General features: G+C 75.2%; 19 protein-coding genes. 2 read left to right on the top strand and 17 right to left on the bottom strand.

From position 1 onward, the window contains the following. Nucleotides 1–6: 6 nt before the first annotated feature. Both ABT160_RS01945 and ABT160_RS01940 read right to left on the bottom strand, forming a co-directional pair. Nucleotides 7–3,351, bottom strand: coding sequence for an FtsX-like permease family protein (locus ABT160_RS01945; RefSeq protein ID WP_351642284.1), 3,345 nt, complete (start codon nucleotides 3,349–3,351; stop codon nucleotides 7–9). 255 nt (nucleotides 3,352–3,606) lie between these two features. After that, nucleotides 3,607–4,011 carry a globin gene (locus tag ABT160_RS01940; RefSeq protein ID WP_351642281.1) on the bottom strand — a complete coding sequence of 135 codons (405 nt, stop codon included), beginning with the start codon at nucleotides 4,009–4,011 and terminating at the stop codon, nucleotides 3,607–3,609. 135 nt (nucleotides 4,012–4,146) lie between these two features. Here ABT160_RS01940 and ABT160_RS01935 point away from each other — a divergent pair, with 135 nt between their 5' ends. Then, the gene (locus ABT160_RS01935; protein WP_351642279.1) at nucleotides 4,147–5,127 is read left to right on the top strand and encodes a methyltransferase domain-containing protein; all 981 of its coding nucleotides are present in this window, start codon (nucleotides 4,147–4,149) and stop codon (nucleotides 5,125–5,127) included. A gap of 10 nt (nucleotides 5,128–5,137) precedes the next feature. Here ABT160_RS01935 and ABT160_RS01930 read toward each other — a convergent pair whose 3' ends face one another. From ABT160_RS01930 to ABT160_RS01865, 14 genes are all read right to left on the bottom strand, one after another. Next, nucleotides 5,138–6,733, bottom strand: a complete 1,596-nt coding sequence (locus ABT160_RS01930) for an FHA domain-containing protein (RefSeq protein WP_351642277.1) — start codon at nucleotides 6,731–6,733, stop codon at nucleotides 5,138–5,140. 62 nt (nucleotides 6,734–6,795) lie between these two features. Then, complete coding sequence (locus ABT160_RS01925; protein ID WP_351642274.1) at nucleotides 6,796–8,154, bottom strand: VWA domain-containing protein; 1,359 nt, start codon at nucleotides 8,152–8,154, stop codon at nucleotides 6,796–6,798. A gap of 103 nt (nucleotides 8,155–8,257) precedes the next feature. Then, a complete protein-coding gene (locus ABT160_RS01920; RefSeq protein ID WP_351642272.1) occupies nucleotides 8,258–9,424 on the bottom strand; it encodes a PP2C family protein-serine/threonine phosphatase in 1,167 nt (388 codons plus the stop codon). A gap of 3 nt (nucleotides 9,425–9,427) precedes the next feature. Continuing rightward, a complete protein-coding gene (locus ABT160_RS01915) occupies nucleotides 9,428–11,887 on the bottom strand; it encodes a serine/threonine-protein kinase (RefSeq protein ID WP_351643012.1) in 2,460 nt (819 codons plus the stop codon). Between the two features lie 59 nt (nucleotides 11,888–11,946). Beyond that, a complete protein-coding gene (locus tag ABT160_RS01910; protein ID WP_351642269.1) occupies nucleotides 11,947–13,218 on the bottom strand; it encodes a coiled-coil domain-containing protein in 1,272 nt (423 codons plus the stop codon). 69 nt (nucleotides 13,219–13,287) lie between these two features. Beyond that, on the bottom strand, nucleotides 13,288–14,319 hold the full coding sequence (locus ABT160_RS01905) for a glutamate ABC transporter substrate-binding protein (RefSeq protein ID WP_351642266.1): 1,032 nt from the start codon (nucleotides 14,317–14,319) through the stop codon (nucleotides 13,288–13,290). Between the two features lie 11 nt (nucleotides 14,320–14,330). Next, nucleotides 14,331–15,686 (bottom strand): GlnX family signal transduction membrane protein, encoded by a 1,356-nt coding sequence (locus ABT160_RS01900; RefSeq protein ID WP_502984154.1) that lies wholly within the window; start codon nucleotides 15,684–15,686, stop codon nucleotides 14,331–14,333. Nucleotides 15,687–16,071: 385 nt separating this feature from the next. Then, nucleotides 16,072–17,058, bottom strand: coding sequence for an N-acetylglucosamine kinase (locus ABT160_RS01895; RefSeq protein WP_351642264.1), 987 nt, complete (start codon nucleotides 17,056–17,058; stop codon nucleotides 16,072–16,074). Next, a complete protein-coding gene (locus ABT160_RS01890) occupies nucleotides 17,049–18,314 on the bottom strand; it encodes a 6-phospho-beta-glucosidase (protein ID WP_351642263.1) in 1,266 nt (421 codons plus the stop codon). Before ABT160_RS01890 ends, ABT160_RS01895 begins: the two co-directional genes overlap by 10 nt. Nucleotides 18,315–18,322: 8 nt before the next feature. Next, complete coding sequence (locus ABT160_RS01885) at nucleotides 18,323–19,213, bottom strand: carbohydrate ABC transporter permease (protein WP_351642261.1); 891 nt, start codon at nucleotides 19,211–19,213, stop codon at nucleotides 18,323–18,325. 2 nt (nucleotides 19,214–19,215) lie between these two features. Continuing rightward, nucleotides 19,216–20,157 (bottom strand): carbohydrate ABC transporter permease, encoded by a 942-nt coding sequence (locus ABT160_RS01880; protein ID WP_351642259.1) that lies wholly within the window; start codon nucleotides 20,155–20,157, stop codon nucleotides 19,216–19,218. A 9-nt stretch (nucleotides 20,158–20,166) separates the two neighbouring features. Continuing rightward, on the bottom strand, nucleotides 20,167–21,504 hold the full coding sequence (locus ABT160_RS01875; protein WP_351642256.1) for an ABC transporter substrate-binding protein: 1,338 nt from the start codon (nucleotides 21,502–21,504) through the stop codon (nucleotides 20,167–20,169). 107 nt (nucleotides 21,505–21,611) lie between these two features. Continuing rightward, nucleotides 21,612–22,823 carry an ROK family transcriptional regulator gene (locus tag ABT160_RS01870; protein ID WP_351642253.1) on the bottom strand — a complete coding sequence of 404 codons (1,212 nt, stop codon included), beginning with the start codon at nucleotides 22,821–22,823 and terminating at the stop codon, nucleotides 21,612–21,614. Between the two features lie 198 nt (nucleotides 22,824–23,021). Continuing rightward, on the bottom strand, nucleotides 23,022–24,065 hold the full coding sequence (locus tag ABT160_RS01865) for a mechanosensitive ion channel family protein (protein ID WP_351642251.1): 1,044 nt from the start codon (nucleotides 24,063–24,065) through the stop codon (nucleotides 23,022–23,024). A gap of 235 nt (nucleotides 24,066–24,300) precedes the next feature. Between ABT160_RS01865 and ABT160_RS01860 the strand changes: the two genes are divergently transcribed. Next, the gene (locus tag ABT160_RS01860; protein ID WP_351642248.1) at nucleotides 24,301–24,837 is read left to right on the top strand and encodes an HNH endonuclease; all 537 of its coding nucleotides are present in this window, start codon (nucleotides 24,301–24,303) and stop codon (nucleotides 24,835–24,837) included. A gap of 33 nt (nucleotides 24,838–24,870) precedes the next feature. On the opposite strand, the gene ABT160_RS01855 is transcribed toward ABT160_RS01860, so the two are convergent. Beyond that, a partial coding sequence (locus tag ABT160_RS01855; protein ID WP_351642245.1) for a discoidin domain-containing protein occupies nucleotides 24,871–25,927 on the bottom strand: 1,057 nt, incomplete at its 5' end.

Below are 25,927 nucleotides of genomic sequence, written 5' to 3'. Positions count from 1 at the left end.
AGGTCCTCACTGTCCGTCCCCCTGGTGGCGCAGGGTGACGGCCGGGTCGGTGCGGCGCAGGGCGGTGGCCGCGACGATCAGCAGGGGGAGCGCGGCGACCCCGGCCAGGAGCAGGGCGACCTGGCCGGGCGGCAGCTGGACCAGGACCTCGGGCAGCGGTCTGGCGGCCTGCGGGGTGAGGACCACCAGCGGGACGACGGCCCGGGTCAGCAGGGCGCCCAGGGCGGTGCCGACCAGCAGCGAGAGGACCACCAGGACGCCCTGTTCGGCGGCGATCAGCCGGGCGAGCTGGCGGCGCGGCGCGCCCAGGGCCCGCAGCACGCCGAACTCGGCGGCCCGTTCGCGCAGCGACCCCGCGGTGCTCACCGCGAAGCCGACGGCGGCGAGGGCGGCGGCGACGGCGGCCACCGCGAGCAGGGCCGAGCGCGGGCCCGCGCCGAGCGGGTCGGACAGCAGCTCGCGGGCGTCCTCGTCGCGGACCAGGACCTGCGCGGGGTCGACGTCGGGGCGCTGGCGCAGCAGGTCGGCGACGGCGGTGGCGCGGCCGGGGGCGGTGGCCAGCCACCACTCGTTGGGCGTGAGGTTCTGGCCGCGGTGGGCGAGCACCCGGTTGACGGCGTCCAGGTCGACGAGGACGGCGCCCGCGCCGTCGGCGGGCATCAGGGAGTCCACGGCGGCCGAGCCGGGCCCGGTGGTGGGCAGGTCGCGGACGACGTCCACGATCCGCACGGGCACGGCCTGGCCCGCGAAGGCCACCTGGACGCGGTCGCCGCGCTCGGCTCCGGAGGCGGCCAGGAAGCGGTCGGTGACGACGGCGGGCACCGCGGCGGGCGGCGCGGGGCGCGGGGCGTCGGCGCGCACGGTGAACCCGGGCGCGGGCGCGTTGGGTTCGGTGCTCCGGACGTCGGCGTCGGCGAGCCGGTAGTCGACGCTCAGCGGTACGGAGGCGGTGGCCCGGGCCGTCAGGGACTGCGGGACGACGTCGTCCTCGGCCCCGGCGAGGACGTACGCGCCGGTCCAGGCGGTGAGGGCGGCGGGCACGGGGACGTCGGCGGGGGAGCCGGAGACGGTGGTCGCGCGCAGCCGGTCCACGACGAGCCGGTGGTGCTCCCCGCCGCCGCGCGGCAGTTGGCCGGTGGCCTCGAAGCCGGTGACCCGGACCGGGCCCGCGGGCTCCTGGCCGGTGGCGGCGAGGTCGACGGTGACGGGGTGGGCGGCGCCGTCGACGGGGACCTCGCCGGCGAAGACGCGGTAGGAGATGCCGAAGCGGTCCTCGACGAGCACGGTGAGCCGGGTGCCGAGCAGGGCGGGGGAGCGGCCGCCGGGGGCGCCCAGGGCGGTGATCCGGGCGTCGAAGGAGACCCGGCGGCTGTGCGGGGGCAGGGTGATACCGGGCCGGGCGGCCCGCTCGGCCGGGGTCAGCGCGGCGAGCAGCCGGCCGGCGTCCTTCTCGGCGAGGTCGGGGCGGAGCAGCAGGCCCTCGGGCAGGTCGCCGGTGGCCAGGGCGAGCACGGCCGCGCTGTCGGGGGTGCCGGAGACGGACACGTCGGTGGAGCCCCGGAAGGCGGGGGTGGCGGCGCGCACGCCGGGCAGCGAGGTGTACGAGGAGATCCGGCCCGGCTGGTCGGCCTTGCCGTCCGGCAGCCGTACCGAGGCGCCCGCGCGGAAGTCGGCCTGGTCGCGCTGCGAGCGCTCCCAGGAGGCGTTCTGGCCGATCGCCAGGACGCCCATGGCCACCGCGAGGACCAGCAGCAGCACCGGTCCCGCGCCGCGCAGCGGGCGGCGGCTGAACTGCCAGCCGGCCAGCGCGGCGGGCAGTCCGCGCCCGCCCGCGGCGCGCCGCTCGGCGAGCCGGGCGGCGGGCGGGAGCAGGCGCAGGGTGAGCACGGTCCCGGCGAGCAGGGCGAGGGCGGGCGCGGCGACCAGCAGCGGGTCGATGCCCAGGGCGCCGGAGGCGTCGCCGCTCAGGGCGCCGCCCTGCCGGGCGGTCTGCCGGTCCAGCTGCCAGTAGGCGACGGCGGCGACGATGAGCAGGCCGACGTCGGCGCCCGCGCGCACCGGGGCGGGCAGCGCCGCGGCCCGGCCGCGCCGCAGCCGTACGACACCGCCGTCGGCGGCCAGCGCGGGCGCCACCACGGCGGCCGCGCAGCAGGCCGCGACGGCGGTGGCGACCAGCCACACGGTGCCGCCGGGCGTCCAGCCCAGGTGGAGGCCGAGCCGGTCGAGGCCGGAGCGGTCGGCGAGCAGCCGGGTGAGCGGGCCGGAGAGCAGCGGGGCGAGGAGCGCGGCGGGCACGGCGAGCAGCAGCGCCTCGACCAGCGCGAGGGAGGCGAGCCGGCCGCGCGAGCCGCCGCGGGCCCGCAGCAGGTCCGTCTCGCCGGAGCGCTCGGTGGACAGCAGCCGGGCCACGAGGAGCAGTGCGTAGGCCGCGAGGAGCACCAGCTGCACGGCGACGATCAGCAGCGTGGAGCGGGACACCAGCAGGGCCCGCTCGGCCTGGTCGAGCAGGGTGGGCAGGCCGGTGACGACGCTGCCGGAGCCGTGGAACGCCTCGGTGGCCAGGAGGCGTTCGGCCGCGCCCCCGGCGGAGTCGCGCAGCGCGGGGACGCGGGCGGTGGTGAGGGTGGCGAAGTCGGCGGAGACCAGCCATCCGGCGCCGCCGGCGCTGACCCGCCCGGAGCCGAGCGCGGCGGGGTCGGTGAGCAGCGGGCCGTAGGTGGTGAAGTTGACGGTCCGTACGCCCCGGCCGCCCAGGGAGTCCAGTTGCCAGTACGGGTCCGAGGGCTCGGCGGGCCGGTACACGCCGGTCAGCAGGACCTGGATCCGCTGCTCGCCGCCGAGCCGGTCGGTGACGGTGAACCGGGCGCCGGGCGCGAGGCGGAGCCGGGCGGCGGCGGCCTCGGGCAGCGCCGCCTGGAGGGGCCCGCCGGCGGTGGCGGCGGGCCAGGAGCCCTTGGCGAGCGTGACGCGGGTGCGGTCGATCGCGGCGAAGAGGGTCAGGTCGGGTTCGCCGGTGCGGGCGGCGGCCGGCTGGAGCTCGCGGGGCAGGGCGTAGGCGCCGGAGGTCTCCAGCTTCCGCACGGTGACGGGCAGTCGGCCGTAGGTCCGGTGGGCCTCGGCGCGCACCGCCCGGTCGGCGGCGGCGCGGTCCGCCGGGTCGAGGGAGGAGCTGATGGTGAGCGCGGCCGGGACGGCCCGGTCGCGCAGGGTCTGGCGCAGGGCGGCGTCGCCGATGGTTCCGGAGAACGCGGTGAGGGCCGCCAGGACGCAGGTGGTCAGCAGCACCGCGAGGAGGGCGGCGGCCAGGAGCAGCCGGTGCGCCCTGACCCGCAGCAAGACGAACCCCGTCACTCCGCCCCCTGTGGCTCGCCCCGCGCGACGTCCGAACGCTCGTCGGACGTTGGTCGGATGCTTGCAGAGGCCACCGGGGCCTGGAAACCGCTTGCGGGGCTACCTTGACCCGATTGTGACCGTTATCCGGATCCGGAGTCTCAGGTTCCACTCTGTGCGGGGTGGGGCGGACGGGGCCGGAGGGGCGATCCGGCGCGTTCAACCGGGGCCGGTGCGGGCCGGTCCGGCCGGTCCGCCGGGGTCGGTTCGCCGAGGTCAGTCCGCCGCGTTGACCATCGACGCCGCCGCGTACGTCAGGTAGTCCCACAGCTGCCGCTCGTGCGCCTCGGAGAGCCCGAGCCCGTCCACCGCGTCCCGCATGTGCCGCAGCCACGCGTCGTGCGCCGCCCGGTCCACCGTGAACGGCGCGTGCCGCATCCGCAGCCGCGGGTGGCCCCGGTGGTCGCTGTAGGTGCGCGGACCACCCCAGTACTGCATCAGGAACAGCACCAGGCGCTCCTCGGCGGGACCCAGGTCCTCCTCCGGGTACATCGGCCGCAGCAGCGGGTCCTGGGCGACCCCCTGGTAGAACCGGCGCACCAGCCGGCGGAAGGTCTCCTCGCCGCCGACCTGCTCGTAGAAGGTCTGCTCCTGGACGGTGCCGTGCGGATTCTCAGTCACCCCTCCATGGTCTCAGACGCCCCGGCCGAGGACCGGAGGCGTAGGACGCCGGGGCGACCCGTCCGAGGGGGTGGCCGGAGCGACCGGTCCGAGGGGGTACTCGCCCGCGCGCGCCCGGGGCGGGACAGTGGACGCATGCGCACACAGCCGGACCCGCACGCCGCAGAGGCCGCCGAGCACCGGCGGCGGCTCGTGCGCGAACTCGACGCCGCCGGGGTGCTGTCCGACCCGGCCTGGCGCGCCGCCTTCGAGGCCGTGCCCCGCCACCGCTTCGTGCCGTACTACTTCGTCGCCCGGCCCGGCGGCCACGAGCGGCTGTGGGGCGAGGACCCCGACGACGGGCGGCGCGCCCGCTGGCTGCGCGGCGCGTACGCCGACGCGGCGCTGGCCACCCGGGTGCGCGACGGCGAACTGGTCTCCTCCAGCAGCCAGCCCTCCCTGATGGCCCGCATGCTGCACGCCCTGGCGCTCGGCGACGGCGACCGGGTCCTGGAGGTCGGCGCGGGCACCGGCTACAACGCCGCGCTGCTCGCCCACCGGCTCGGCGACGACCGGGTGACCAGCCTCGACCTGGACCCCGACATCGCCGAGTCGGCCCGCAGCCACCTCGCGGCGGCCGGCCACCGGCCCGCCGTGCTCGCCGGGGACGGCGCGCGCGGCTGCCCGGAGCGGGCCCCGTTCGACGCGGTCGTCGCCACCTGCGCGCTGCCCTCGGTGCCGTACGCCTGGCTCGCCCAGTGCGCGCCCGGCGCCCGCGTCCTGGCGCCGCTGGCCACCGGCCTGATCCGGCTGGAGGTGCACGGCGCCGACCGGGCGGAGGGCCGCTTCCTGGGGACCGGGGCCCACTTCGTGCCGCTGCGCGGCGGCGGCGCCGACCCCGTCCGGCCGCCCTACCTGGGCGGGCTGCCCCGGCAGGCGTCCGGGGACGACCTCTTCCGCTTCCTGCTGGTGCTGACCGCGGGCAGCCTCGACCCGCACGAGGCCCTCTCGCTGTGGCAGCGCGAGGGGCGGCCCGGGCGCGAGCGCTTCGGGGTGACGCTGGCGGGCGGGCGGCAGTGGGCGTGGCTGGACGATCCCGAGGGGCCCTACCTCTGGCCCCTCGGTCCGCCGCGCTGACCGGGCGGCGTCAGCCGCGCCGGATGGTGATCGTCGTCCAGGCGCCGACGTGCACCCGGTCGCCGTCCCGCAGCGGGACCGGCACGTAGGGCTGGATCGGCTCCTCGCCGCCGTTGACCGTGGTGCCGTTGGTGGAGTTCTGGTCCACCACCGCCCACGAGCCGTCCGGCTGGCGCACCAGCGTCGCGTGCTGGTGCGAGACGCCCGGGTCCTCCGGCGGCACCGACAGGTCGACGTCGGGGGTGTCGCCGGTGGAGTGCCTGCGGCGGCCGATGGTGACCTGCTCGCCGTCGAGCGCGACCTGCTTCTCCGGGGAGTACGCGGGCAGGTTCAGGCCCGCCGCCTCGGGGCCGCTGCGCTGCATCATCGCCATGAAGTACTCGCGGTCCGGGGCCACCACCGCGCTCCAGTGCGCGGGCGGCGCCGCGAACTGCTGCTGCGGCTCCTGGGGCAGGCCCTGGCCCTGACCCTGACCAGGGCCCGGCCCCTGCGGGGCCGGGTGCGGTGTCGAGGGCGGCGAGATCATCCAGTCGTCGCCCCCCGGTCCGGCGGGCGGCGCGGCGGGACCCGGCTGCCCGAACGCGGGCGGCGCGGGCGGTGCGGAGGCCTGGGCCGCGGGAGCCCCCTGCGGCCCGCCGTGCGGCGGGAACCCGCCCCCGGGGAAGCCGGGGCCGTCGGGCGGCGTGTGGCCCGAGCCCTGGGGGCCACCGGGAGGCGGCGGGAAGCCGGGGAACCCGGAGGCGTCGGGACCGGGGCCCTGCGGGGCGCCGGGAGCGGGCGGGAAGCCGTAACCGCCCTGCGGGTCACCGGAGTTGCCGGGGGCGCCCGGGCCGCCGGGGGGCGGCGGGAAGTCGTACCCGCCCCTGCCGGGACCGCCGCCGCCCTGGAAGCCGGGGCCGTCCGGAGGCGTGTGGGGGCCGGGGCCGGGTCCCTGGGGGCCGCCGGGGGGTGGCGGGAAACCGGGGTCGCCCGCGGGCGGCGGGAAGCCGTAACCGCCGTGCTGCTCACCGGAGTTGCCGGGGCCGCCGGGCGGCGGGAAGCCGTAGCCGCCCTGGGCCGGGCCCTGCCCCTGCGGGCCGCCCGGGTAGCCGGGGCCGTCGGGAGGCGTGTGCGGTCCCGCGCCACCGGGGCCCGGGCCACCGGGGCCGGGGCCCTGCGGTGCCGGCGGGGGAGGCGGCGGGAAGCCGTGGCTCTGCGAGCTGTCCGGGAAGGGCTCGGCGGGGCGGTTCTGGTACGGGTCGTGCGGGCGCGGCGCACCGTGCGTCTGGAAGCCCGGCGGGAGGTTGAGGCCCGGCGGCGGACCGGCCTGGGGCCTCGGGGCTATCGGCGTGTACGAGGTCGCCGTGTTGGTGAGGAAGTTCCAGCGGCACTCCTCGCAGAACGGGGCGTTCGCCTCGCGCGGGGTGCGGCACTGCGGGCACAGCTCGGCCTGGGCGGTGGCGTTCGGGTCGCCGCCCGGTCCGGGGTAGCCGTAACCGGCGGCGGGCGGCGGCGGGGGAGGCGGCGGGACGGCACCCGCAGGCGCGCCCGCCCCGGTCATGCGGTGTCCGCAGACCTCGCACCAGTCGTCGGAACCCGACTGGTGTCCGTTCGGGCAGGTCGGCATGTCGGCCCTTCCCCCTCTCGTCCGTGCGGCCTCAGGCCCCGCACTGGCGTACGTACGAACCGCTACTTCTTCACGCGAACCGTCTTCGTCGACCGGGTCTCGAGCGTCATCTCGTCGGCCTCCGTGACCTTCGCCTTCAGTCGCACAGTACCCGTCGCCACGTCCACGACGTCCACCACCTTCGCGAGCAGTTTCGCCGTCTCCTCGTTCCCCGAGGCGGCGGCCAGCTGCACCGCGCGGCCCAGCTTCGCGGTCGCGCCGTCGACGTCGCCGGTCTTGCGGGCGTCCAGGCCCTGCTGGATCACCTGGGCCAGCTCGGCCTGGCCCGTGTAGTGGGCGACCTGGGGGTTGATCCGGGTCGAGGCGACCATGTCGTCCGTCCACACCGCCCGGACCAGGCCCTGGGACAGCACCTGCGGGGCGCCGCCCGCCGGGTCGGGCAGCACCAGCGAGACGCGGGCGGCCAGCATCTCCTGGCCCAGCGCGGCCGTGGGCACCTGGACGCACACGTGGTAGTCGCGGGACTCGTCGCCCCACGAGCCGGTCGGGTAGTCCCCGGCGCGCGGCCCGGCCTCGGTCCTGCGCCCGGTCAGGTCCTCGACCGTGGGCGCCACCTGCTTGACGAACTTGATCTCCACGCCGACCGGGGTCCACAGCCGCAGCGCGACGTCCGCGACCTCCTTGCCCATGGCGTCCTCCATCATCGCGGTGAAGTCCGCGGCCAGGCCGTCGGGTTCGGCGACGATGTCGTACGAGCCGAGCAGCGCGGTCGCGACGCCGCGCACCTCCTCGACCTCCCAGTCGGTGCCCACGCCGCGGGCGTCGCAGGTGAAGCGGCCCGCGCAGGCCTCCAGGGTGGCGCGCAGCGCGTCCGGCGTCTCGTGCTCGTTGCGCCCGTCGGTCAGCAGGATGCCGTGCCGGATGGACACGTCGGCCGAGGACAGCAGCCGGTCGGCGAGCCGCAGCCAGGTGCCGATCGCGGTGCCGCCGCCCGCGCCGAGGCGGCGCAGCGCCTCCTTGGCCTGCGCCCGGGTGGAGCGGTCCGCGGTCGCCAGGCGGCCGTTGCCCGGGTAGACCTCGGTGGCCACGTGCGTCCCGGCGACCACGGCGAAGGCGACCCCGTCGCGCAGGGTGTCGATCGCGGCGGCCGTGGCGTCGCGGGCGTTGCGCATCTTGGTGGGCGGGTAGTCCATGGAGCCCGAGCAGTCGACCATGACCACCACGGCGGCGTCCGGCGTCCGCCCGGGTATCTGGGACGGCGAGGCGGAGGCGCCGAGCAGCGGGGCGCCGCCGCTGGTGCCGCCGCCGGTGGAGGTGACCGTGACGATCCCGTTCACCTCGCGCCCGCCCTCGGGCAGGTACTCGTTCTGGTACACGTCGACGGAGAACTGGGGCACGTTCGACTTGGAGAAGTTCGCCATCTGATGGGCTCCTCGGACTCCACGCGGCAGGCTGCTGCGGATGCGTGACAACGGCGGGACGAGGGGGTCTCCCCCCGGGACGGGAAGGGCGCGGGCCCGCTGCTCAGGCCGATCCTGCCCCCTGCGGCACGAGCGCGAACGGCACCAGCGCCACTGTTACGTTGTCGTGGCCCCCGCCGTCCAGGGCGTGCCCGACCAGCACCCGGGCCGCGTCCAGCGGGTGCGCGGCCGCGTCGGCGGGCAGCGCGAGCGCCATCTCCTCGGCGGTCTCCGCGTAGTTCCACAGCCCGTCCGTGCACACCACCACCACACCGGGCCGGTCCGGCTTGAAGGAAGCGGTGTGCGGCTCCAGTTCGTAGGAGTCCGCGCCGAGCCAGCCGGTGATCGCGTGGGCGCGCTCGTCCGCGTACGCCTCCTCCTGGCTCATCAGGCCCGCCGTCACCATCTGGGCCGCCCAGGAGTCGTCCTCGGTCAGCCGCACCGGCGGCGCGCCGCGGTCGTCCGGCACCCAGTAGGCGCGGCTGTCGCCGACCCAGCCGACCACCAGCAGGCCGCCCGCGACGACCGCGCCGACGATCGTGCAGGCGGGCGCGTTGCGGTGGCGGTGCGGGGCGTGCTCCTGCGGGCCCGGCTCGTCCGCCAGCGCGTTCACCGCCTCGGACGCGGCCACGATCGCCTCGTGCATCGCGGTCTGCGGGTGGGTGCCGCGCGGCAGCGCGGTGCGCAGCCAGGCGCCGGCCGCGTCGGCGGCGGCGGCCGAGGCGTCGTCGGGCCGGGTGGCCGAGGACACCCCGTCGCAGACGACGGCCACGGTGGCGGCGGAGCCGTCCGGCAGGGTGCTCCCGGCCACCGCGAACGCGTCCTCGTTGCGGTGGTGGCGCAGGCCCCGGTCGCTGACCGCGGCCACCGTCTCCAGTTCCCGTTCCATGTGGTCCCGTTCGCGCGGCTGGGCGTGCCCGCAGTTCTCGCAGTAGCCGTCGTCGTCGACCCGTCCGGCCCGGCAGGCCACGCACCACGACGGCGCCGCGGCGCCGGTCGCGGCGGGCTCCGGCGCGGGCGCGGCCGCCGGGGCAGGGGCGGGCGGCGGCTGCTCGGGCGGCAGCGGCACCGAGGCCGGGGGACCGAGCACGCCGATCTCCATCGTCGGGCGGTCGTGCGGCACCGGCGGCACGGCCGACAGGTCGTACCCGCACGCACCGCAGTAGCGGTCACCCGTCTCCAGCGGCTCCTCGCAGCTGGGGCAGGCGGCGAGCTGAGGCGTCTGCGACATTCGTTACACCCATGTCCGGGGGCGGTAGCGGTTGGCCCGCTCCACCAGGTCGATCCTTTCCTCGCCACGCTGAGCGAGCCGGGCGAGCACCCGGTACGAGCGTTCCAGGCCGAAGCGCAGCCCGCGCTCGTCGAGCGGGCTGCCCAGCAGCACCGGCGGTCCGGCCGGGGTGGCGGACGCGCCGGGGCTGCCGGAGAGGACCCAGTCGAGGGCTGTGCCCAGCACCTCCGTCGACAGCCGCTCGCGGCGCACCGCGTCGAGGCCGAACCCCTGCAGGGCCGTCACCTGCGCGGCCGCGGCCGCCAGGTCCCCGCCCAGCGGGTCCGTCGCCGGGCGCCGCCGCAGCCGCGCCCGCACGGCGGCCACCCGCGCCGCCGTGTAGTGGATGGAGGCCTCCGGCACCGACTCCAGGGTCCGTACGGCCGCGGCGCGGTCGCCCGCCGCCAGCTGCACCCGGGCCAGGCCGAACGCCGCGCTCACGTAGCCCGGGTCGGTCGCCCACACCAGGCGGTAGTACTCGGCGGCGTTGTCGAGCTGGCCCAGCACCTCCGCGCACACCCCGAGCGCCAGCTTGGGCGCGGGCTCCCCGGGGAACGCGTCGTACACCGCGTCGAAGGACAGCGCCGCGCTCTCGTCGTCGCCCCCGGCCAGCGCCACCACGCCCCGGTACCAGACCACCCGCCAGTCGTCCGGGTGCCGCGCCTCCAGGTCGGCCAGCGCGCCGCCCGCCTCCCCGTCCGGGTCGTCCGCCTCCAGCCGGGCCCGCAGCTCCCGCAGCCGCAGTTCCAGCGAGGGCGCCGGGGCGGCCCGCAGCGCGGTGAGCAGCTCGGCCGGGGCGGAGGCCGCCAGGCCCGCGAGGAAGCCCGCGTTGGGGTCGGCCGGGTCCACCCGGGGCACCGGCAGGGCCAGCGCCGTGGCGTGCGCGTCCAGCGGGGCCAGCAGGGGTGCGGCGGGCCCGGCGGCGGGCCCGGTGGCGGGCGGCGCGGGCGCGGCGGCGGGGAGGGCGGGGGCGCCGCGCCGGACCCGCTCGGCGCGCACCCCGAGCGCCGACGCCTCGCCGTCGCCCTCCTGGAACAACGCACTGTCGGTGACCCGCAGTTCGGGCCCGAACAAGGTGGAGAGGGCGGGCCTGGGCCGCCCGGTCTGGAGCGCCACGACCTCGCGCAGCACCCCGGTCAGCTGCTCGGCCATCTCCTGCGCCGAGGCGAACCGGCGGGCCGGGTCGGGGTCGGTGGCCCGTACGAGCAGCCGGTAGAAGGACTCGTACTGGCGGAACACCTCGATGTGGTCCGGGTCCGGCAGGGAGTCCGCGAAGACGTTGGTGTAGCCCTGGAAGTCGAAGGTGAGCACCGCCAGGGTGCGGGCCACCGTGTACAGGTCGGAGGCGACCGACGGGCCGACCTCGGCGACCTCGGGCGCCTGGTAGCCCACGGTGCCGTAGATGGCCGACTCCTCGTCGTCCATCCGGCGCACCGCGCCCATGTCGATCAGCTTCAGCTGGTCCTCGGTCTGGATCGCGTTGTCGACCTTGAAGTCGCAGTAGAGCAGGTTGCGGCTGTGCAGGTGGCCGAGCGCCTCCAGCGCCTCGATGCCGTAGGCGCAGGCCTGCTCGACCGGCAGCGGGTCGCGGCGGCCGTCCGGCGAGCGGCGCTCGTTGGCGATCTCCTTCATCGACTTGCCGCCCACGTACTCCATGACGATGTAGCCGTCCAGGGAGCCGGTGCGCTGGTCGAGGTGCTCGACGAAGTTGTAGATGCGGACGATGTTGGAGTGCTCGATCTCGGCGAGGAAGCGGCGCTCGCTGATCGCCGCCGCCATGGCGTCCTGGTCGCCGGTGTCCAGCAGGCCCTTGAGCACCACCCAGCGGTCGGAGACCGCGCGGTCCACCGCCAGGTAGACCCAGCCGAGGCCGCCGTGCGCCAGGCAGCCCGCGACCTCGTACTGCCCGTGCACCACGTCGCCGGCCTTCAGCTTGGGCACGAAGGAGTACGGGTGGCCGCACTTGGTGCAGAAGCCCTCGGTCCGCCCGGTCCGCTCGCCGCGCGAACGGCCCACCGGGGCGCCGCAGTCCGAGCGCGAGCAGAATCGCTTCCGCTCGGGCACCTCGGCGTGCTCCATCACCGCCGAGCGCGGGTCGGGGCGCGGCACGCCCGGCACCGCCACCAGGCCCGCGCCCAGCCGGTTGCGGCCCGAGGCGCCGGTCGACGTGCCCGAGGAGCGGACCGACACCGAGCGGGAGGTGGCCGCGCCGGACAGCGAGCGGGACAGCCGCCCGGACACCGAGCGGCGGGACGTCGACGAGCGGGAGGAGGCGCGCGAGGAGCGCGAGCCGCTGCGCGCCGAGGAGCTGTCGGAGCCCTTGGCGTGGCCCGTGACGCCGGTCGGCACCGAGCCGATCATGCCGCCCTTGGACACCACCGGGGCCAGCCCGCAGGTGTCGCAGTACAGCTCGCCGCCGCCCATGTCCTCGTAGGAGCCCTCGCAGCCGGGCCGCTGGCACTTCTTCACCGCTGGCGGTGTGGTCACGGGTTCCCCCCGGAGTCGCTCGGACCGGACAGTGCCTCGGCCGCGGCCCGCTGGTAGCGCAGCACCGCGTCCTCGGCCGCGCGCAGGTCGCACGGCGCGCTCCACAGCATGCGGCGCGCCGCGTCGTACCGCTCGATCAGCAGCGGGTCCTCCGCCAGGCCGTGCCGGGCCACCTTCGCCTTGTACGCGTCGAGCCGGCCGCGCAGCTCGGCGCGGACCGCGAGCGGCGCGGTCACGGCGGTCAACTGCTCCCGGGCGCGCAGCAGTTCGTCCTCGGCCTGCTGTTCGAGGGCGTCCAGCAGCGGGGAGAGCCGGTGCCACTGGGCGTGCCTGCGGTACTCGGCGGCGGCCGACAGCCGCTCGTGCAGCACCGTGGGCGGCCCGCTGACCACCGGCACCTCGGACGCGGCTATCTTGGCGAGCACCTCGCCGCGCGCCGAGCGGGCCTCCGCCAGCGTCCGGTCGGCCCGGGACAGCACGTCGCGCAGCCGCAGCAGCCGGTCCTCGGAGTCCTGGCGCACCGCGAGGACCGCCTCGACCTCCCGGCGCACGTCCTCCAGGACCAGCGCCGCCCGGTCGTAGCGGTCGGTGTCGGGGCGTCCGCCGCCGGGGGCCGAACTGCCGGGCGCGGTCCGCCAGAAGGCCAGCGGGTCCGACACCACCTGGGAGCGCAGCAGGGCCAGCTCGTGGGTGATCGCCTCCAGGTCGTCCCCGGCCGGGTGCTCGCCGGGCCGCACGCCCACCGAGTGCGCCAGCGAGCGGGTGCGCCGGAGCTCGGCGGAGAGCAGGTCGATCCGGGCGGGCAGCGCGGACCACACCGCGTCGGCGGTCACCACCGTGTGCAGCGAGGACGCGTACAGCTCGTTCATCCGCGCCACCAGCCGCTCCAGCGTGAAGTGCTCGGCCAGCACGGCCGCCGCGCCGTTGTCGGACACCGTCACGCTCTCGCCGCGCAGCCGCTCGGTCAGCTCCACCAGGTCCTCGCGGCTGGGCCAGCGGCGCCGGGAGCGCACCTCCCGCGCCCCGGACAGCGCCTCGGTGTACGCGTCGAAGTACCCCCACAGCAGGGTGATCGACCGCTCGGTCGCCGCCCAGCGGTCCTTGGTCGCACCGGTCAGCTCGGCGCCCTCCAGGAGCCTGCGGCCCGCGTGGTCCTGCAGGGCGAGCAGCGAGTCCTCGACCGCCTTGTGCTCCGCGCCGAGCCGCGCCAGCGCACGGTCCGCCTCGTCCCGGTCCATCACCGGACCGGGGGGTCCCGCGACGCCCATCGATCACCTCTCCGCTGTTCTCGCCCGCATGGTCAGCATCTCAAGTCCCGCCGTCGGCCCGCGGCACCCTCACCCGTCCCGGTACTTCGGCGCGGGCGGCCCGGTCACCCCGGGCAGGTCCGCCTTCAGCCACTTGTCGTACGCCGCCTGCCACGGGCCCGCCCGGTAGGCGTCGAGCACCTTGTTGACCCGGCGCACCAGGTCGTCGCTGCCCAGCTTGGCGGCCACCCCGTAGTACTCGGTGGTGAAGGGCACGCCCTTGAGCTCCACCGCCGGGTCCTGGGCGGCCTGGCCGGCCGCGAGCGCGTTGTCCGTGACGACCGCGTCCACCTCGCCCATCTGCAGCCGCACCAGGCAGTCCAGCTGGTTGGGGACGGTGTAGCGGTCCTGGTCGGTCTTCTTGCCGTCGTCGGGGTCCTTGAAGACCGCGCCGAAGGAGTTCTTCTCCAGCGCCTCGTAGGCCGTCGACCCCTCGGCCGTGCACACCCGCTTGCCCTTCAGCGAGGAGTCGTACCCCTTGATCGTGGAGTCCTTGGGCGCGAGGACCTGCTGTCCGGCCTGGAAGTAGGCGGTGGAGAAGGCCACTTGCTCGATCCGCTTGCAGTTGATCGTCATCGTGCGCACCACGAGGTCGACCTTGCCGCCGTCCAGCGCCGCGATGCGCTGGTTGGTGGGTATGGCCCGGAAGATGACCGCCTGGTCGCTGCCCAGGACGTCCTTGGCGATGGCCCGGGCCAGGTCGATGTCGAAGCCCTCCAGGGTGCGGGTGGCCGGATTGCGGTAGCCCCAGCGGTAGCTGTTCTGGTCCACGCCGACGACCAGCTTGCCGCGCTTCTTGATCGCGGCGACCGCGGCGCCGTCCGCCGCCGAGGGCCGCAGCGAGCGCTCCGGCTCGGTGCACTCGGCCGCGGCCTTCGCCTGTACGGCCGTGCCCGTGCCGGTGCCGACCCGCACCGCGCCGTCCGCCGCGCCGCGCGACAGCGGCAGCAGGGTGAGCGACGCGGTGAGGCCGCAGGCGGCGGCCATGGCGGCGACCCCGCCCCAGCCGCGCAGCCGCACGGCCACCGGGCGGGCGGCCGTGCGCGTGTCCGTGCTCGCCATCTCTCCCCCCTTCACCGGTACTCCGACAGCCTGCGGTTGATGCCCATGATGGCCCCCACCGCGCCGAGCACGGCCAGTACGGCCGCGCCGACCGGCAGTCCGGTCAGCGCGCCGCGGCCGTCCTTCGCGGACCTGGTGAACTGCTCCTGCTCGTGCGCGAGGGCCTGTTCGAGGGCCGCGTCGACCCGGTCGAAGGATTCTCCCGTGGAGTCCCGGGCGCCCACCACCTTGCGCAGCGCCGCGTCGTAGTCCCCCGCGTCGTCCGCGCCGCGCGCCTGCGCGTGCCGGGTCTTCCAGTCGGCGACCCGGGCCCGCGCGGTGTCCACCGGCGCGCTGCCGGCCCGGTCGTCGGCGGCGAGCGAGCGCGCCCGGTCGAGGGCCGATCCCAGGCTGGACATCCCGCTGGTGTAGTCCGTCTCGTACTTGTCGTTCTTGCCGTCGTCGGTGAGGACCGCGCCCCGGGCGACCAGCGTCAGGTTCTCGTTGGCGCGCGCCTTGAGCGAGTTGATCCGCGCCTCGTTGAGGACCTTCAGGGACGCCTGCCCGTGCGCCTGCGCGTCGTCCAGGCCGGAGCGGGCCACCGCGTGGCCCACGGCCAGCCAGAGCAGCACCACGGCGGTGGCCGCCGTGGCGGCCAGCAGTCCGTGGTTGAACACCCGGTTGGTGCGCTGGTAGTTGCGGCGCTGGGCCCACCCCAGCACGCCGAGCGCGACCACGCCGAGGGCCAGCGAGAGCAGCGGCCAGGCGCGGGCCTCGTCGTCGTCGCCGGAGAGCCGGGCCGTCTCGGCCGCGTACAGCCGTTCGGCGGCGGGCAGCAGCTGCGTGGTCATCTGCTGGTTGGCGTACCGCAGGTAGGCGCCGCCCAGCGGCAGGCCCTGGCGGTTGGCGGCGCGGGCGCGCTCGATCCGGCCGGTGTAGAGCGGCAGCTGCTCGTTGAGGGTGGCGATCTCGCGGCCCGAGCCGGTCGACAGGTCGGTGTTCGTCGCGGCCTTCACCAGCAGCCGCGAGGCGGTGGAGATGTCCTTGTCGAACCGCGCCCGCACGTCCGCCGGTTCCACCGAGCCGGCCAGGAAGCCGCTGGCGGCCGCGGCGTCGGCGTCGGCCAGCGAGCGGTAGACGCTGGCCGCGTCGGCGCTCAGCGGCTGGCTGCGGCCCACCACGTCGTCGGCGGCCGAGGCCCGGTCGGACACCTCGAAGGCGGCGACCGCGCCGAACGCGACCACCAGGGCGGCCAGCACGGCGCCCAGCACCTGCAGGCGCCCGGGCTCGGTCGTCGCGGCGGCGCGCAACCGGCCCCACACCTCGCCCAGTTCGCTCCAGGCGCCGCGCCCGGCGGGCGGCGGGGGAGCGGGCGCGGGCGTGACCAGCGGCGGTGGCGGTTGCGGTGGTGGTGCGGACGGCGGTGGTGCGGTCGGCTGCGCGGGCACGGCTGCCGACGCCCGCGCGCCCGTGTTCGGCGGGTATGTCACTTGACCTCCCCCTCGGTCGCGGACAGCGGCCCGCCCCCCGGCGAGCGCGGGGTACGGCTTCCCCGGCCAGCAGTATGGCCGCAGAGTCCGGCAACCACACCACCATTGACTGGATCTTGTCCCGCCCGTCCGGTCGGCCGGGCCCCTCGCGTACCCCCTCCGCCACCCCTCCGCCCTGGAACACGCGTTCTCGGCGCCCTTGGTTCCACGCCCCGCGGAACACCCGGGGAACACCCGTGCGCCCGGTACCTGACCGGGCGCACGGGTGCGGTGGCGAGGGCGGCTACGCGTACTGCCCGCGCAGCCTGGCGTACGCGTCCGCCGGGGCCCCCACCGCGTCCAGGCCGAGCAGCGCGGCCCCCAGCACCGGAGGTTCGCCGACCACCTCCACGGTGGCCTTCGGGGCCCGCGCGTGCAGGCCCTCGTCGATCCGGGCCACCAGCCGGGGGTGCCGGGCGGCCAGCACGCTGCCGCCGAGCAGCACCGGGGCCTCCTCGTCCAGCAGCCCGAGCCGGCCCAGCGCGACCGACGCCAGCGCCACCACCTCGTCGCCGAGCCGGTCCACCAGCGCGCCCGCGACCGGGTCGCCGGCGGCGGCGGTCGCGAACAGCACCGGGGTCAGCTCGTGGCGCCGCTCGTACGGGACGTGCTCCAGGTGCAGCGCCTCGATCAGCGCGTACATCGAGTCCAGGCCGAAGTGCGCGGGCAGGGTCCTGGCCAGCTCGGTCGGCTCGCCGCGGCCGTCCTCGGCGCGGGCGGCGCTCCACAGGGCCTCCTCCGCCAGGCCCGAACCACCGCCCCAGTCACCGGAGATCTTGCCGAGTGCGGGGAACCGGGCGGTGCGGCCGTCCGGCAGCATCCCCACGCAGTTGATCCCCGCGCCGCACACCACGGCCACGCCCCGCGGCTCGGCGCCCGCGGGCAGCCCGGCGCGCAGGATCGCGAAGGTGTCGTTGTGCACCCGGGCCGCCGCCCCCCAGCCGCGCTCGTGCACGGCCGTCTCCAACTGCCGCTCCTCCACCGGGAGGTCGGCGTTGGCCAGGCAGGCCGCCACGTGCGTCGCGTACGGCGGGCCGGTCAGGCCGGCGGCGGCCGCGGCGGCCGCCACCGTCCGCGCCAGGGCGTCGAGCGCGGCCCGGACCCCGACGACCGGGGGCTGGAAGCCGCCCCCGCGCGCCGTGCCGAGCACCTGTCCGTCCGCGCCGATCACGGCCACGTCGGTCTTGCTGTTCCCGGCGTCGACGGCCAGGACCGCTGCGGTCACGCCCACGCGAGGTGCTCCCGGTTGTGCGCGAGGAGGGAGTCGGTGAGCTGCTCCGCGTACGCGTACTGGCCGACCAGCGGGTGGGCGAGCAGGGCCTTGAAGACCCGGTCGCGCCCGCCGCGCAGCGCGGCCTCCAGGGCCAGCTCCTCGTACGCCGTGACGTTCGCGACCAGTCCCGCGTACAGCGGGTCGAGCTCGGGCACCGCCAGCGGCACCGGGCCCTTGGGCCCGACGGCCGCCTGCACCTCGATGACCGCGTCGTCGGGCAGGAAGGGCAGCGTGCCGTTGTTGTACGTGTTCACCACCTGGTGCGCCGAACCGCCGCCGCCGAGCAGCGCGGCCGCCAGGTCCACGGCCGCCTCCGAGTAGAAGGCGCCGCCGCGCTTGGCGAGCAGCTCCGGCTTCTCCGCCAGCGCCGGGTCGCCGTACATCGCCAGGAGTTCGGCCTCCATCGCGGCGACCTCGGCGGCCCGCGAGGGCTTGGTGCGCAGCTCGTCGACGACCTCGTCGTGCAGGTAGAAGTAGCGCAGGTAGTACGAGGGGACGACGCCCAGGCGGTCCACGACCGCGCGCGGCATCCGCAGGTCGTCGGCGATCGCGTCGCCGTGCTCGGCGAGCAGCCGCGGCAGCACGTTCTCACCGTCGGGGCCGCCCAGGCGCACCCCGAGCTCCCAGGTCAGGTGGTTGAGGCCGACGTGGTCCAGGTGGACCTGCGCGGGCTCGACGCCCAGCAGGTGGGCGAACTTGCGCTGGAAGCCGATGGCCACGTTGCACAGGCCGACGGCCTTGTGGCCGGCCTGGAGCAGCGCCCGGGTGACGATGCCCACCGGGTTGGTGAAGTCGATGATCCAGGCGTCGGGGTTGGCGCGCCGCACCCGCTCGGCGATGTCGAGCACGACGGGCACGGTGCGCAGCGCCTTGGCGAGGCCGCCGGCGCCGGTGGTCTCCTGGCCCACGCAGCCGCACTCCAGCGGCCAGGTCTCGTCCTGCTGCCGGGCGGCCTGGCCGCCCACGCGCAGCTGGAGCAGGACGGCGTCGCAGCCGTCGACGCCCGCGTCCAGGTCGGTGGTGGTGGTGATCCGTCCCGCGTGGCCCTGCCGGGCGAAGATGCGCCGGGCCAGGCCGCCGACGAGCTCCAGGCGCTCGGCGGCCGGGTCGACGAGGACGAGTTCGGTGATCGGGAGGGTGTCGCGCAGCCGCGCGAAACCGTCGATCAGCTCGGGGGTGTAGGTGGAGCCGCCCCCCACGACAGCGAGCTTCATGGTGTTGCCTAGCCCTTCACTCCGGTCAGCGTGACGCCCTCGACGAACGCCTTCTGGGCGAAGAAGAAGACGAGGATCACGGGGGCCATGACCAGTACGGTCGCGGCCATGGTCAGGTTCCAGTCGGTGTGCCGCGCGCTCTTGAAGGATTCCAGGCCGTAGCTCAGGGTCCAGGCGGCCGGGTTCTCCGAGGCGTAGATCTGCGGCCCGAAGTAGTCGTTCCAGAGCCAGAAGAACTGGAACAGCGCGGCGGCGGCGATGCCCGGCTTGGCCATCGGCAGGACGACCCTGAGCAGGGTGCGGAACTCTCCGCAGCCGTCGACCTTCGCGGCGTCGAGGTACTCGTCGGGGATGGTCAGCAGGAACTGGCGCAGCAGGAAGATGGAGAACGCGTCGCCGAAGGCGAGCGGGATGATCAGCGGGTACAGGGTGCCCGCCAGGTCCATCTGCTTGGCCCAGAACAGGTACATCGGGATGATGACGACCTGCGGCGGCAGCATCATCATCGAGATCACGGCGAGCAGCGCGAGCCGCCGGCCGCGGAAGCGGAACTTGGCGAGCGCGTAGGCCACCGGGACGGACGACAGGATGCTCAGGACCGTCCCGAGGCCCGCGTACAGCAGGGTGTTGCGCCACCAGGTCAGGAAGCCCTCCTTGCGGAAGACCTCCAGGTAGTTGCCCCACGCCCAGGTGTCGGGGACCAGGTCCCTGGTGAGCGTCTGGTGGCTGTCCATCAGCGAGGTGAGCACCACGAAGACGAAGGGCAGGACGAAGAAGAGCGCGGCGGCGACGCCGAGGGAGTGCACGGCGATCCACTGGAGCAGCGACCTGCGGCGGGCCGTGCGGGCCGCCGCGGTCGCCGGCGGCGCGGCGACCGGCTTGTCGAGGAGCTGGGTCATGGTCAGTCACCTGCCTGGACGAGGCCGCCGCGGCGGCGCATCAGCAGCGCCGTGAAGGCCATCGAGAGGGCGAACAGGACGAGCGCGAGGACGCAGGCGGTGCCGTAGTCGAAGCGCTGGAAGCCCTGGCTGTAGACGAGTTGGGGCAGTGTCAGGGTGGAGTCGTCGGGGTAGCCCGGGTCGAACTGCTGGCCGCTGTTGCCGATGATCCCGGAGGCGACCTTCCCGGCCACCAGGGGCTGGGTGTAGTACTGCATGGTCTGGATGATCCCGGTGACCACGGCGAACATCACGATGGGCGAGATGTTCGGCAGGGTGACGAAGCGGAAGCGCTGCCAGGCCGATGCCCCGTCCAGCTCCGCCGCCTCGTACTGCTCCCTCGGTACGTCGAGCAGCGCGGCCATGAAGATCACCATCAGGTCGCCCACCCCCCACACCGCGAGCAGGGTCAGCGCGGGCTTGGACCACGCCGGGTCGGTGAACCAGCCGGGGGTGGGCAGGCCGAGGTCGGCGAGGATCGTGTTGACCGGGCCCGTACCGGGGTTGAGCAGGAAGACGAAGGCCAGCGTGGCGGCCACCGGCGGGGCCAGGTAGGGCAGGTAGAAGAGGGTGCGGAAGACGCCGGTACCGGTCTTGATCTTGGTGATCAGCAGTCCGATCCCGAGGCCGAACACCACCCGGCAGGTGACCATGATCAGTACCAGCCAGAGGGTGTTGCCCATCGCGGGCCAGAAGTCGGGGTAGTCCCGGAAGACGTACGTCCAGTTCTCCAGGCCGTTGAAGACCGGCGCCTTGAACCCGTCGTACTTCATGAAGGAGAAGTACAGGGTGGACAGCAGCGGGTACGCGAAGAAGACGGCGAACCCGATCAGCCAGGGCGACATGAAGGCCAGGGTCCGCAGTGCCGACCTGCGGCGCTTCGAACGCAGGGTGTGCGTGGTCATGGCGGGGTGCTACTTCGCCTTCTCGATGTCCGTGTCGATCTGCGCGGCGGTCTTCTCCAGGCCCGCCTTGAGGTCCGTGACCTTCCCGGACTCGTACTGGTAGCCGAACTCCTGGAGCGTCACCTGGTAGGTGCCGCCGTTGACCGACGCCGGGGTGGTGTTGGACTTGGGGTGCTTGGCGATGTCGAGGAAGACCTTGAAGCGCTCGTCCAGCTTCAGCTTCGGCGAGTCCAGCGCGTCGTTGGTGGAGGGCACGTTGCGCAGCTCGTTGGCGAAGTCCACCACCGCGTCGGTGTCGGTGGTCATGTACTTCACCAGCTCCCACGCGGCGTTCTGCTTCTTGCTGGTGGCGGCGATGCCGACGATCGTGCCGGAGAGGTAGCCCTTGCCGTAGTCGGCGGCCTGGTCGTCCGGGACGGGCAGCGGGGCGACGCCGATCTGGAACGGCACCTTGGCGTCGGTGGCCATGCCGAGGCGCCACTCGCCGTCCAGCTGCATGGCGACCTGGCCGGTGTAGAACGGGTGCTTCTCGCCCCACTCGTCGCCGAAGGTGTTGCGGAAGGACTCCAGCTTCTTGAAGCCGCCGAGCTTGTCCACCAGGTTCTTCTGCCAGGTGAACATCTGGGTGAAGGCCGGGTCCTTGGCGATGTTCGACTTGCCCTGCGCGTCGAAGTAGTTCGGGCCCCACTGGGCGGCCAGGTGGCCCGGGGTGGTCTCGTAGCCGTGGAAGTTGGGCATGAAGCCCAGCTGCTCGTACGAGTCGCCCTTGGCCTTCGTCAGCTTCTGCGCGACCTGGTCGAACTCGCTCCAGGTCTTCGGGGCCTCCTTGATCCCGGCCTTCGCGAACGCGTCCTTGTTGTAGTAGAGCCCGTACGCGTCACCGAGCAGCGGCAGCGAGCAGCGCTTGCCCTCGAACTGGGTGTAGTCCAGGCGGGACTTGGCGAAGGTCTTGGCCAGGTCGATCTTCGACTTCTCGACGAACGGCGCCAGGTCGGCGAGGGCGCCGGAGGAGCAGAACTTGCCGACGTTGTCGGTGGTGAAGGAGGAGACCACGTCCGGCGCGTTCGAACCGCCCGCCCGCAGCGCCTGGTTGATCTTGTCGTCCGTCATGTTGGAGACGACCTTGACCTTGATGTTCGGGTGGGCCTTCTCGAACCGCTTGACGTTGTCGTCGACGGCCTTCTTCTCCGAGTCGGCGGACCAGCCGTGCCAGAACGTGATCGTCGTCTGCGCGTCGGGGTCGTCGGTCGCGCCCGCGTCGCTCTGCCCCGTACAGGCGGAGGCGAACAGGGCTATGGAGGCGGTCGCGGCCAGGGCTGCGGCGGCTCGGCGGGTGCGTGCGGGCATGGCGGTGTCTCCCTGTGACGGGTGGAGGGGCTGTGACGAGCGGGGAAGGCTGTGACGAGCGGGGAAGGCGGTGACGGGTGGTGTGTGAGGGGGCTCGGTGGTGCGGGTCAGCGCGAGGTGTCGAAGACCTCGTCGCGGGTGGTGGCCAGCGCGCTCTCCAGCGCACCGCGCAGCACCGGGTGGCGCGGCACGCCGCCCAGGACCAGCCGCGGCCGGGCGGCGGCCAGTTCGGCGAGCTCGGCCTGCACGCGCTCGCGCAGCACCTCGCCGCCGGCGGTGATCACCTCGCCGGACAGCACGACCAGTTCGGGGTCGAGCACGGAGACCAGCGAGGCCAGGCCGGTGGCCAGCCCGGTCGCGTAGGCGTCGAGCAGCCGCTGGTAGGGGCCCGAGGTGGTACGGGAGGCCCGGGCCACCAGCTCGGCGGCCACGTCCTGGTGGGCGCCGCCCGGCAGGTCCCGGATGCCCAGGTCCCGGGCGAGCTGCGGCACCGCCTGGGCGCCGGCCAGCTCCTGGAAGCCGCCGCTGCCGGTCCTGGCCACGCCCCGGGCCAGCTGGGCGCCCGGCACCGGCAGGAAGCCGACCTCGCCCGCGCCGCCGGTGAAGCCGCGGTGCAGCCGGCCGCCGAGCACCAGGGCGGCGCCCAGGCCCTCCTGGTTCCACAGCAGCACGAAGTCGTCGTGGCCCCGGGCGGCGCCCAGGCGCTGCTCGGCCACCGCGACCAGGTTGACGTCGTTCTCGTACTCCACGGGCATCGGCAGCGCGGCCGCCAGCTCGTCGAGCAGCGTGGCGGAGTGCCAGCCGGGCAGGTGCGAGGCGTAGCGCAGCCGGCCGGTGTTCGGGTCGAAGGCGCCGGGCGTGCCGATCACCACGCGGTGCAGGTCCGCCCGGGTGAGCCCGGCGGCCTTCGCGGCCCCGTCCAGGGCCTCGGTGACCTGGCGGACCGCCCCGTCGGCGCGGCGGCCGGGGGTGTCCACCTCGAACTCTCCGACCGTGGTGCCGGTGATGTCGGCGACGGCGGCCCGGATGCGCTGCGGGGTGACGTCCAGGGCGGCGGCGTGCGCGGCCCGCGCGTCGACCGCGTACAGCTGGGCGTTCGGGCCCGGGCGGCCCTCGGTGGTGCCGGTCGCCACGACGAGCCCGGCGGCCTCCAGGCGGGCCAGCAGCTGCGAGGCGGTGGGCTTGGACAGGCCGGTGAGCTTGCCGATCCGGGTGCGGGAGAGCGGGCCGTGCTCCAGGAGCAGGTCGAGGGCGGCGCGGTCGTTCATCGCGCGCAGGACCCGGGGGGTCCCCGGGGTGTTTCCGCCGGTCGTGGCCATGACGCGTGCACCTGCCCTTCGGCCTGAGGCCTTCCCCACCACACTGTTAGGAAAGTTTCCTATTCGGTGGGAGGAACGTAAGGGCCGTGTCAGCGGGCCGTCAATACCCCTCACGCGCCGCGCCCCCGCAGGCAACCAAAGCGTTACCTGCGGGGGCGCGGAAGGGTGAAGGGGGACGGGGGAGGTACGGCCGGGCGGCTACTTCGCCAGGTTCGGCGGGGTCGGCGGTATCGGGTTCGTCGCCAGGGACTGCGGGGAGGTCGCCGAGGCGAACGCCGAGGGCGCCGCCACCGCCGCCGACGGGTCGGCCGCCGCCGCCTCGTCGCTCGCCAGCGGCAGCCCGCCCACGATCCGGATGCCCGCCGCGTCCAGGGCCCGCTTGATCCGCCAGCGCAGCTCCCGCTCGACGCCCAGCGCCTTGCCCGGCATCGTCTTCGCCGCCACCCGCACGGTCATCTGCTCCAGGAGCACCTCGGTCAGGCCGAGCACCTCCACCGGGCCCCACAGCCGCTCGTTCCAGGGCTCCGCCTTCGACATGTCCTGGGAGACCTCGTCGATCACCTCGCGGACCCGGTCCAGGTCCTCCGTCGAGCGCACCGTGACGTCCACCGCCGCCGTGGCCCAGCCCTGGCTGAGGTTGCCGATCCGCTTGATCTCGCCGTTGCGCACGTACCAGATCTCGCCGTCGTCGCCGCGCAGCTTGGTCACCCGCAGGCCGACCTCTATCACCTCGCCGGAGGCCACCCCGGCGTCGACCGAGTCGCCCACGCCGTACTGGTCCTCCAGGATCATGAACACGCCGGAGAGGAAGTCCGTGACCAGGTTGCGCGCGCCGAAGCCGATCGCCACACCGGCGACGCCCGCCGACGCCAGCAGCGGCGCCAGGTCGATCTTGAAGGCGCCCAGGATCATCAGCCCCGCGGTGCCCAGGATCAGGAACGAGGCCACCGAGCGCATCACGGAGCCGATCGCCTCCGAGCGCTGTCTGCGCCGCTCGGCGTTGACGAGCAGCCCGCCGAGGGCCGTGCCCTCCACCGCCTGGGCGCTGCGGTTCATCCGCTCTATCAGCTTGGTCAGGGCCCGCCGGATCAGCATCCGCAGGGTCAGCGCGACGACCAGGATCAGGACGATGCGCAGTCCGGTGTTCAGCCAGGTGGACCAGTTCTCTTCCACCCAGCTCGCGGCGTCGCCCGCCTGTTTGGCGGCCTCGTCCAGCGATACGGGGTCGGTTGAGGGGGACACGGTGGTACCTCCAGGAGCGGTGTGGCAGACCAACCACACTAACGGGGCAGCGACGGGGGTTCGTTGCGTTGTTCGAGGGAGGACCCGTTCACGTCCGGGGATGACAGGAGGTGTGGTCGAAAACACTCCGAGCCCGTTACCGGTACGTGGTGGCGTTCCGGCCTGGCATGAGGAGAGACTGAGAGCAGATCGTCCCGGCGCGAGCCACGCGCCGCCGGCGTAATAGGAGGCACCCGTGCCGCACGTCCTGGTCCTCAACGCGTCGTACGAGCCCCTCGGCGTCGTACCGCTCCGCCGCGCGCTCGTCCTCGTACTGGAGAACAAGGCACTCTGCCTCGAGGAGTCCGGCGCCTTCCTGCACAGCGAGACCCACGTCATGGCGGCGCCCAGCGTCGTGCGTCTCAAGCGCTTCGTCCGGGTGCCCTACCGGGGCCCCGTCCCACTGACCCGCAAGGCCCTCTTCGCCCGCGACGGGGGCCGCTGCATGTACTGCGGGGGCGTCGCCACCAGCGTCGACCACGTGATCCCGCGCAGCCGGGGCGGGCAGCACGTCTGGGACAACGTGGTGGCCGCCTGCCGCCGCTGCAACCACGTCAAGGCCGACCGGCACCTGCGCGAACTGGGCTGGCGCCTGCGCCACCAGCCCGCGCCGCCGACCGGGCTCGCCTGGCGGATCATCGGGACCGGGCACCGCGACCCGCGCTGGCTGCCGTACCTACAACCGTACGGAGCGGAGGACGCCCTGGCCCGGATCGACGGCATTTCCGCCTGAGACCCGGGCCTTCTCGTACCCGGCGGCCGCCCCTCAGGACGTGGGGGCGGCCACGCCGTACACCTCCGCCGCCCACAGCGACACCCCGAAGCGCGTCGCCCGGCCGTCCGCCACGACCCGTACGAAGCGGGTCCCGGGCGCGTCCAGGCGTACCGCCTCCACGCCGCCCCGCCCGTCCCGCACCGTCGCCGCCGTCCGCCAGGTCCGCCCGTCCGCCGACACCATCACCCGGTAGCGCGAGGCGTACGCGTCCTGCCAGCGCAGGACCACCTGGCCCACCCGGGCCGGGGCCGCCAGCTGCGTCTCCCACCAGGCCCCGTCCCCGGCCGGGGAGGACCAGCGGGTGCGCGGGTCCCCGTCGGCCGCCGCGGCCGCGGGGAAGTCGTCCGTCTCGTCGCCCGAGGACGACGCCGTGCCGGTGCGCGCCAGATCGGGCCCGGCGGTGCGCGGGTACGCCCGTACGGTGAGGACGGCCCGGCCGCCCGCGTACTCCAGCGGCACCCGGTACTCGCCCGACGCCGTGCCCGGCGCCACCTTCACCGTCAGCGCCACCGTCGACCCGCTGCCGCGCGGCACCACCGGGTGCGCGGGCGCCGACACGGTGATCCCCGCCGGCGCCCTCGCGGTGAGCGTCCCGCGGGCCCCGTCCGGGCGGCGCGACACCAGCCGCACGTCCACCCGCCGCGGGCCGCCGCCGACCTCCGCGTCCAGCTCCGCGCGCTCCGGCCGCACCTCGGCGGACGGCTCGTCCGCGTACCACGGCACCAGGTCGCGCACCCCGCCCGGGGCGTCCGCCACCCGCACCGCGTCCGCCCGCAGACCGCGTCCCGCCAGCTGGGTCCAGCCGGTCGGCGACAGCGCGCCGAGCGGACGCCAGCCCTGCCCGGTCACGTGCGCCTCGACGCGCCCGGAGGTCCCCGGCGCCGCCGTCACGGTCACCGCCCGCACCGGCCGGGTCCGCCCGAAGCCCGTCCCGTAGGCGCCGTCCTCGTGCGCGGGCCGGGCCGCCCGGTCCGCCCCGGTCCAGGCCCGCGCCTCGCGCAGCACCCGCCCCAGGAACGGGTCGAGCTCGCCCCGGCGCACCTCCGCC

This window comes from Streptomyces sp. NPDC001941 (genome assembly GCF_040296945.1).
In the GTDB taxonomy this organism is placed as follows: domain Bacteria; phylum Actinomycetota; class Actinomycetes; order Streptomycetales; family Streptomycetaceae; genus Streptomyces.
The sequence above is the reverse complement of the archived record's forward strand: the minus strand, read 5'-3'. Positions and strand labels throughout refer to the sequence as shown.

Bases quoted from the DNA above. Each gene is read 5' to 3' on its own strand.
- ABT160_RS01935 (WP_351642279.1), top strand. From the start codon at position 4,147: ATGCGCACACAGCCGGACCCGCACGCCGCAGAGGCCGCCGAGCACCGG.
- ABT160_RS01930 (WP_351642277.1), bottom strand. From the start codon at position 6,733: ATGCCGACCTGCCCGAACGGACACCAGTCGGGTTCCGACGACTGGTGC.
- ABT160_RS01925 (WP_351642274.1), bottom strand. From the start codon at position 8,154: ATGGCGAACTTCTCCAAGTCGAACGTGCCCCAGTTCTCCGTCGACGTG.
- ABT160_RS01920 (WP_351642272.1), bottom strand. From the start codon at position 9,424: ATGTCGCAGACGCCTCAGCTCGCCGCCTGCCCCAGCTGCGAGGAGCCG.
- ABT160_RS01915 (WP_351643012.1), bottom strand. From the start codon at position 11,887: ATGGGCGGCGGCGAGCTGTACTGCGACACCTGCGGGCTGGCCCCGGTG.
- ABT160_RS01910 (WP_351642269.1), bottom strand. From the start codon at position 13,218: ATGGGCGTCGCGGGACCCCCCGGTCCGGTGATGGACCGGGACGAGGCG.
- ABT160_RS01905 (WP_351642266.1), bottom strand. From the start codon at position 14,319: ATGGCGAGCACGGACACGCGCACGGCCGCCCGCCCGGTGGCCGTGCGG.
- ABT160_RS01890 (WP_351642263.1), bottom strand. From the start codon at position 18,314: ATGAAGCTCGCTGTCGTGGGGGGCGGCTCCACCTACACCCCCGAGCTG.
- ABT160_RS01885 (WP_351642261.1), bottom strand. From the start codon at position 19,213: ATGACCCAGCTCCTCGACAAGCCGGTCGCCGCGCCGCCGGCGACCGCG.
- ABT160_RS01880 (WP_351642259.1), bottom strand. From the start codon at position 20,157: ATGACCACGCACACCCTGCGTTCGAAGCGCCGCAGGTCGGCACTGCGG.
- ABT160_RS01875 (WP_351642256.1), bottom strand. From the start codon at position 21,504: ATGCCCGCACGCACCCGCCGAGCCGCCGCAGCCCTGGCCGCGACCGCC.
- ABT160_RS01870 (WP_351642253.1), bottom strand. From the start codon at position 22,823: ATGGCCACGACCGGCGGAAACACCCCGGGGACCCCCCGGGTCCTGCGC.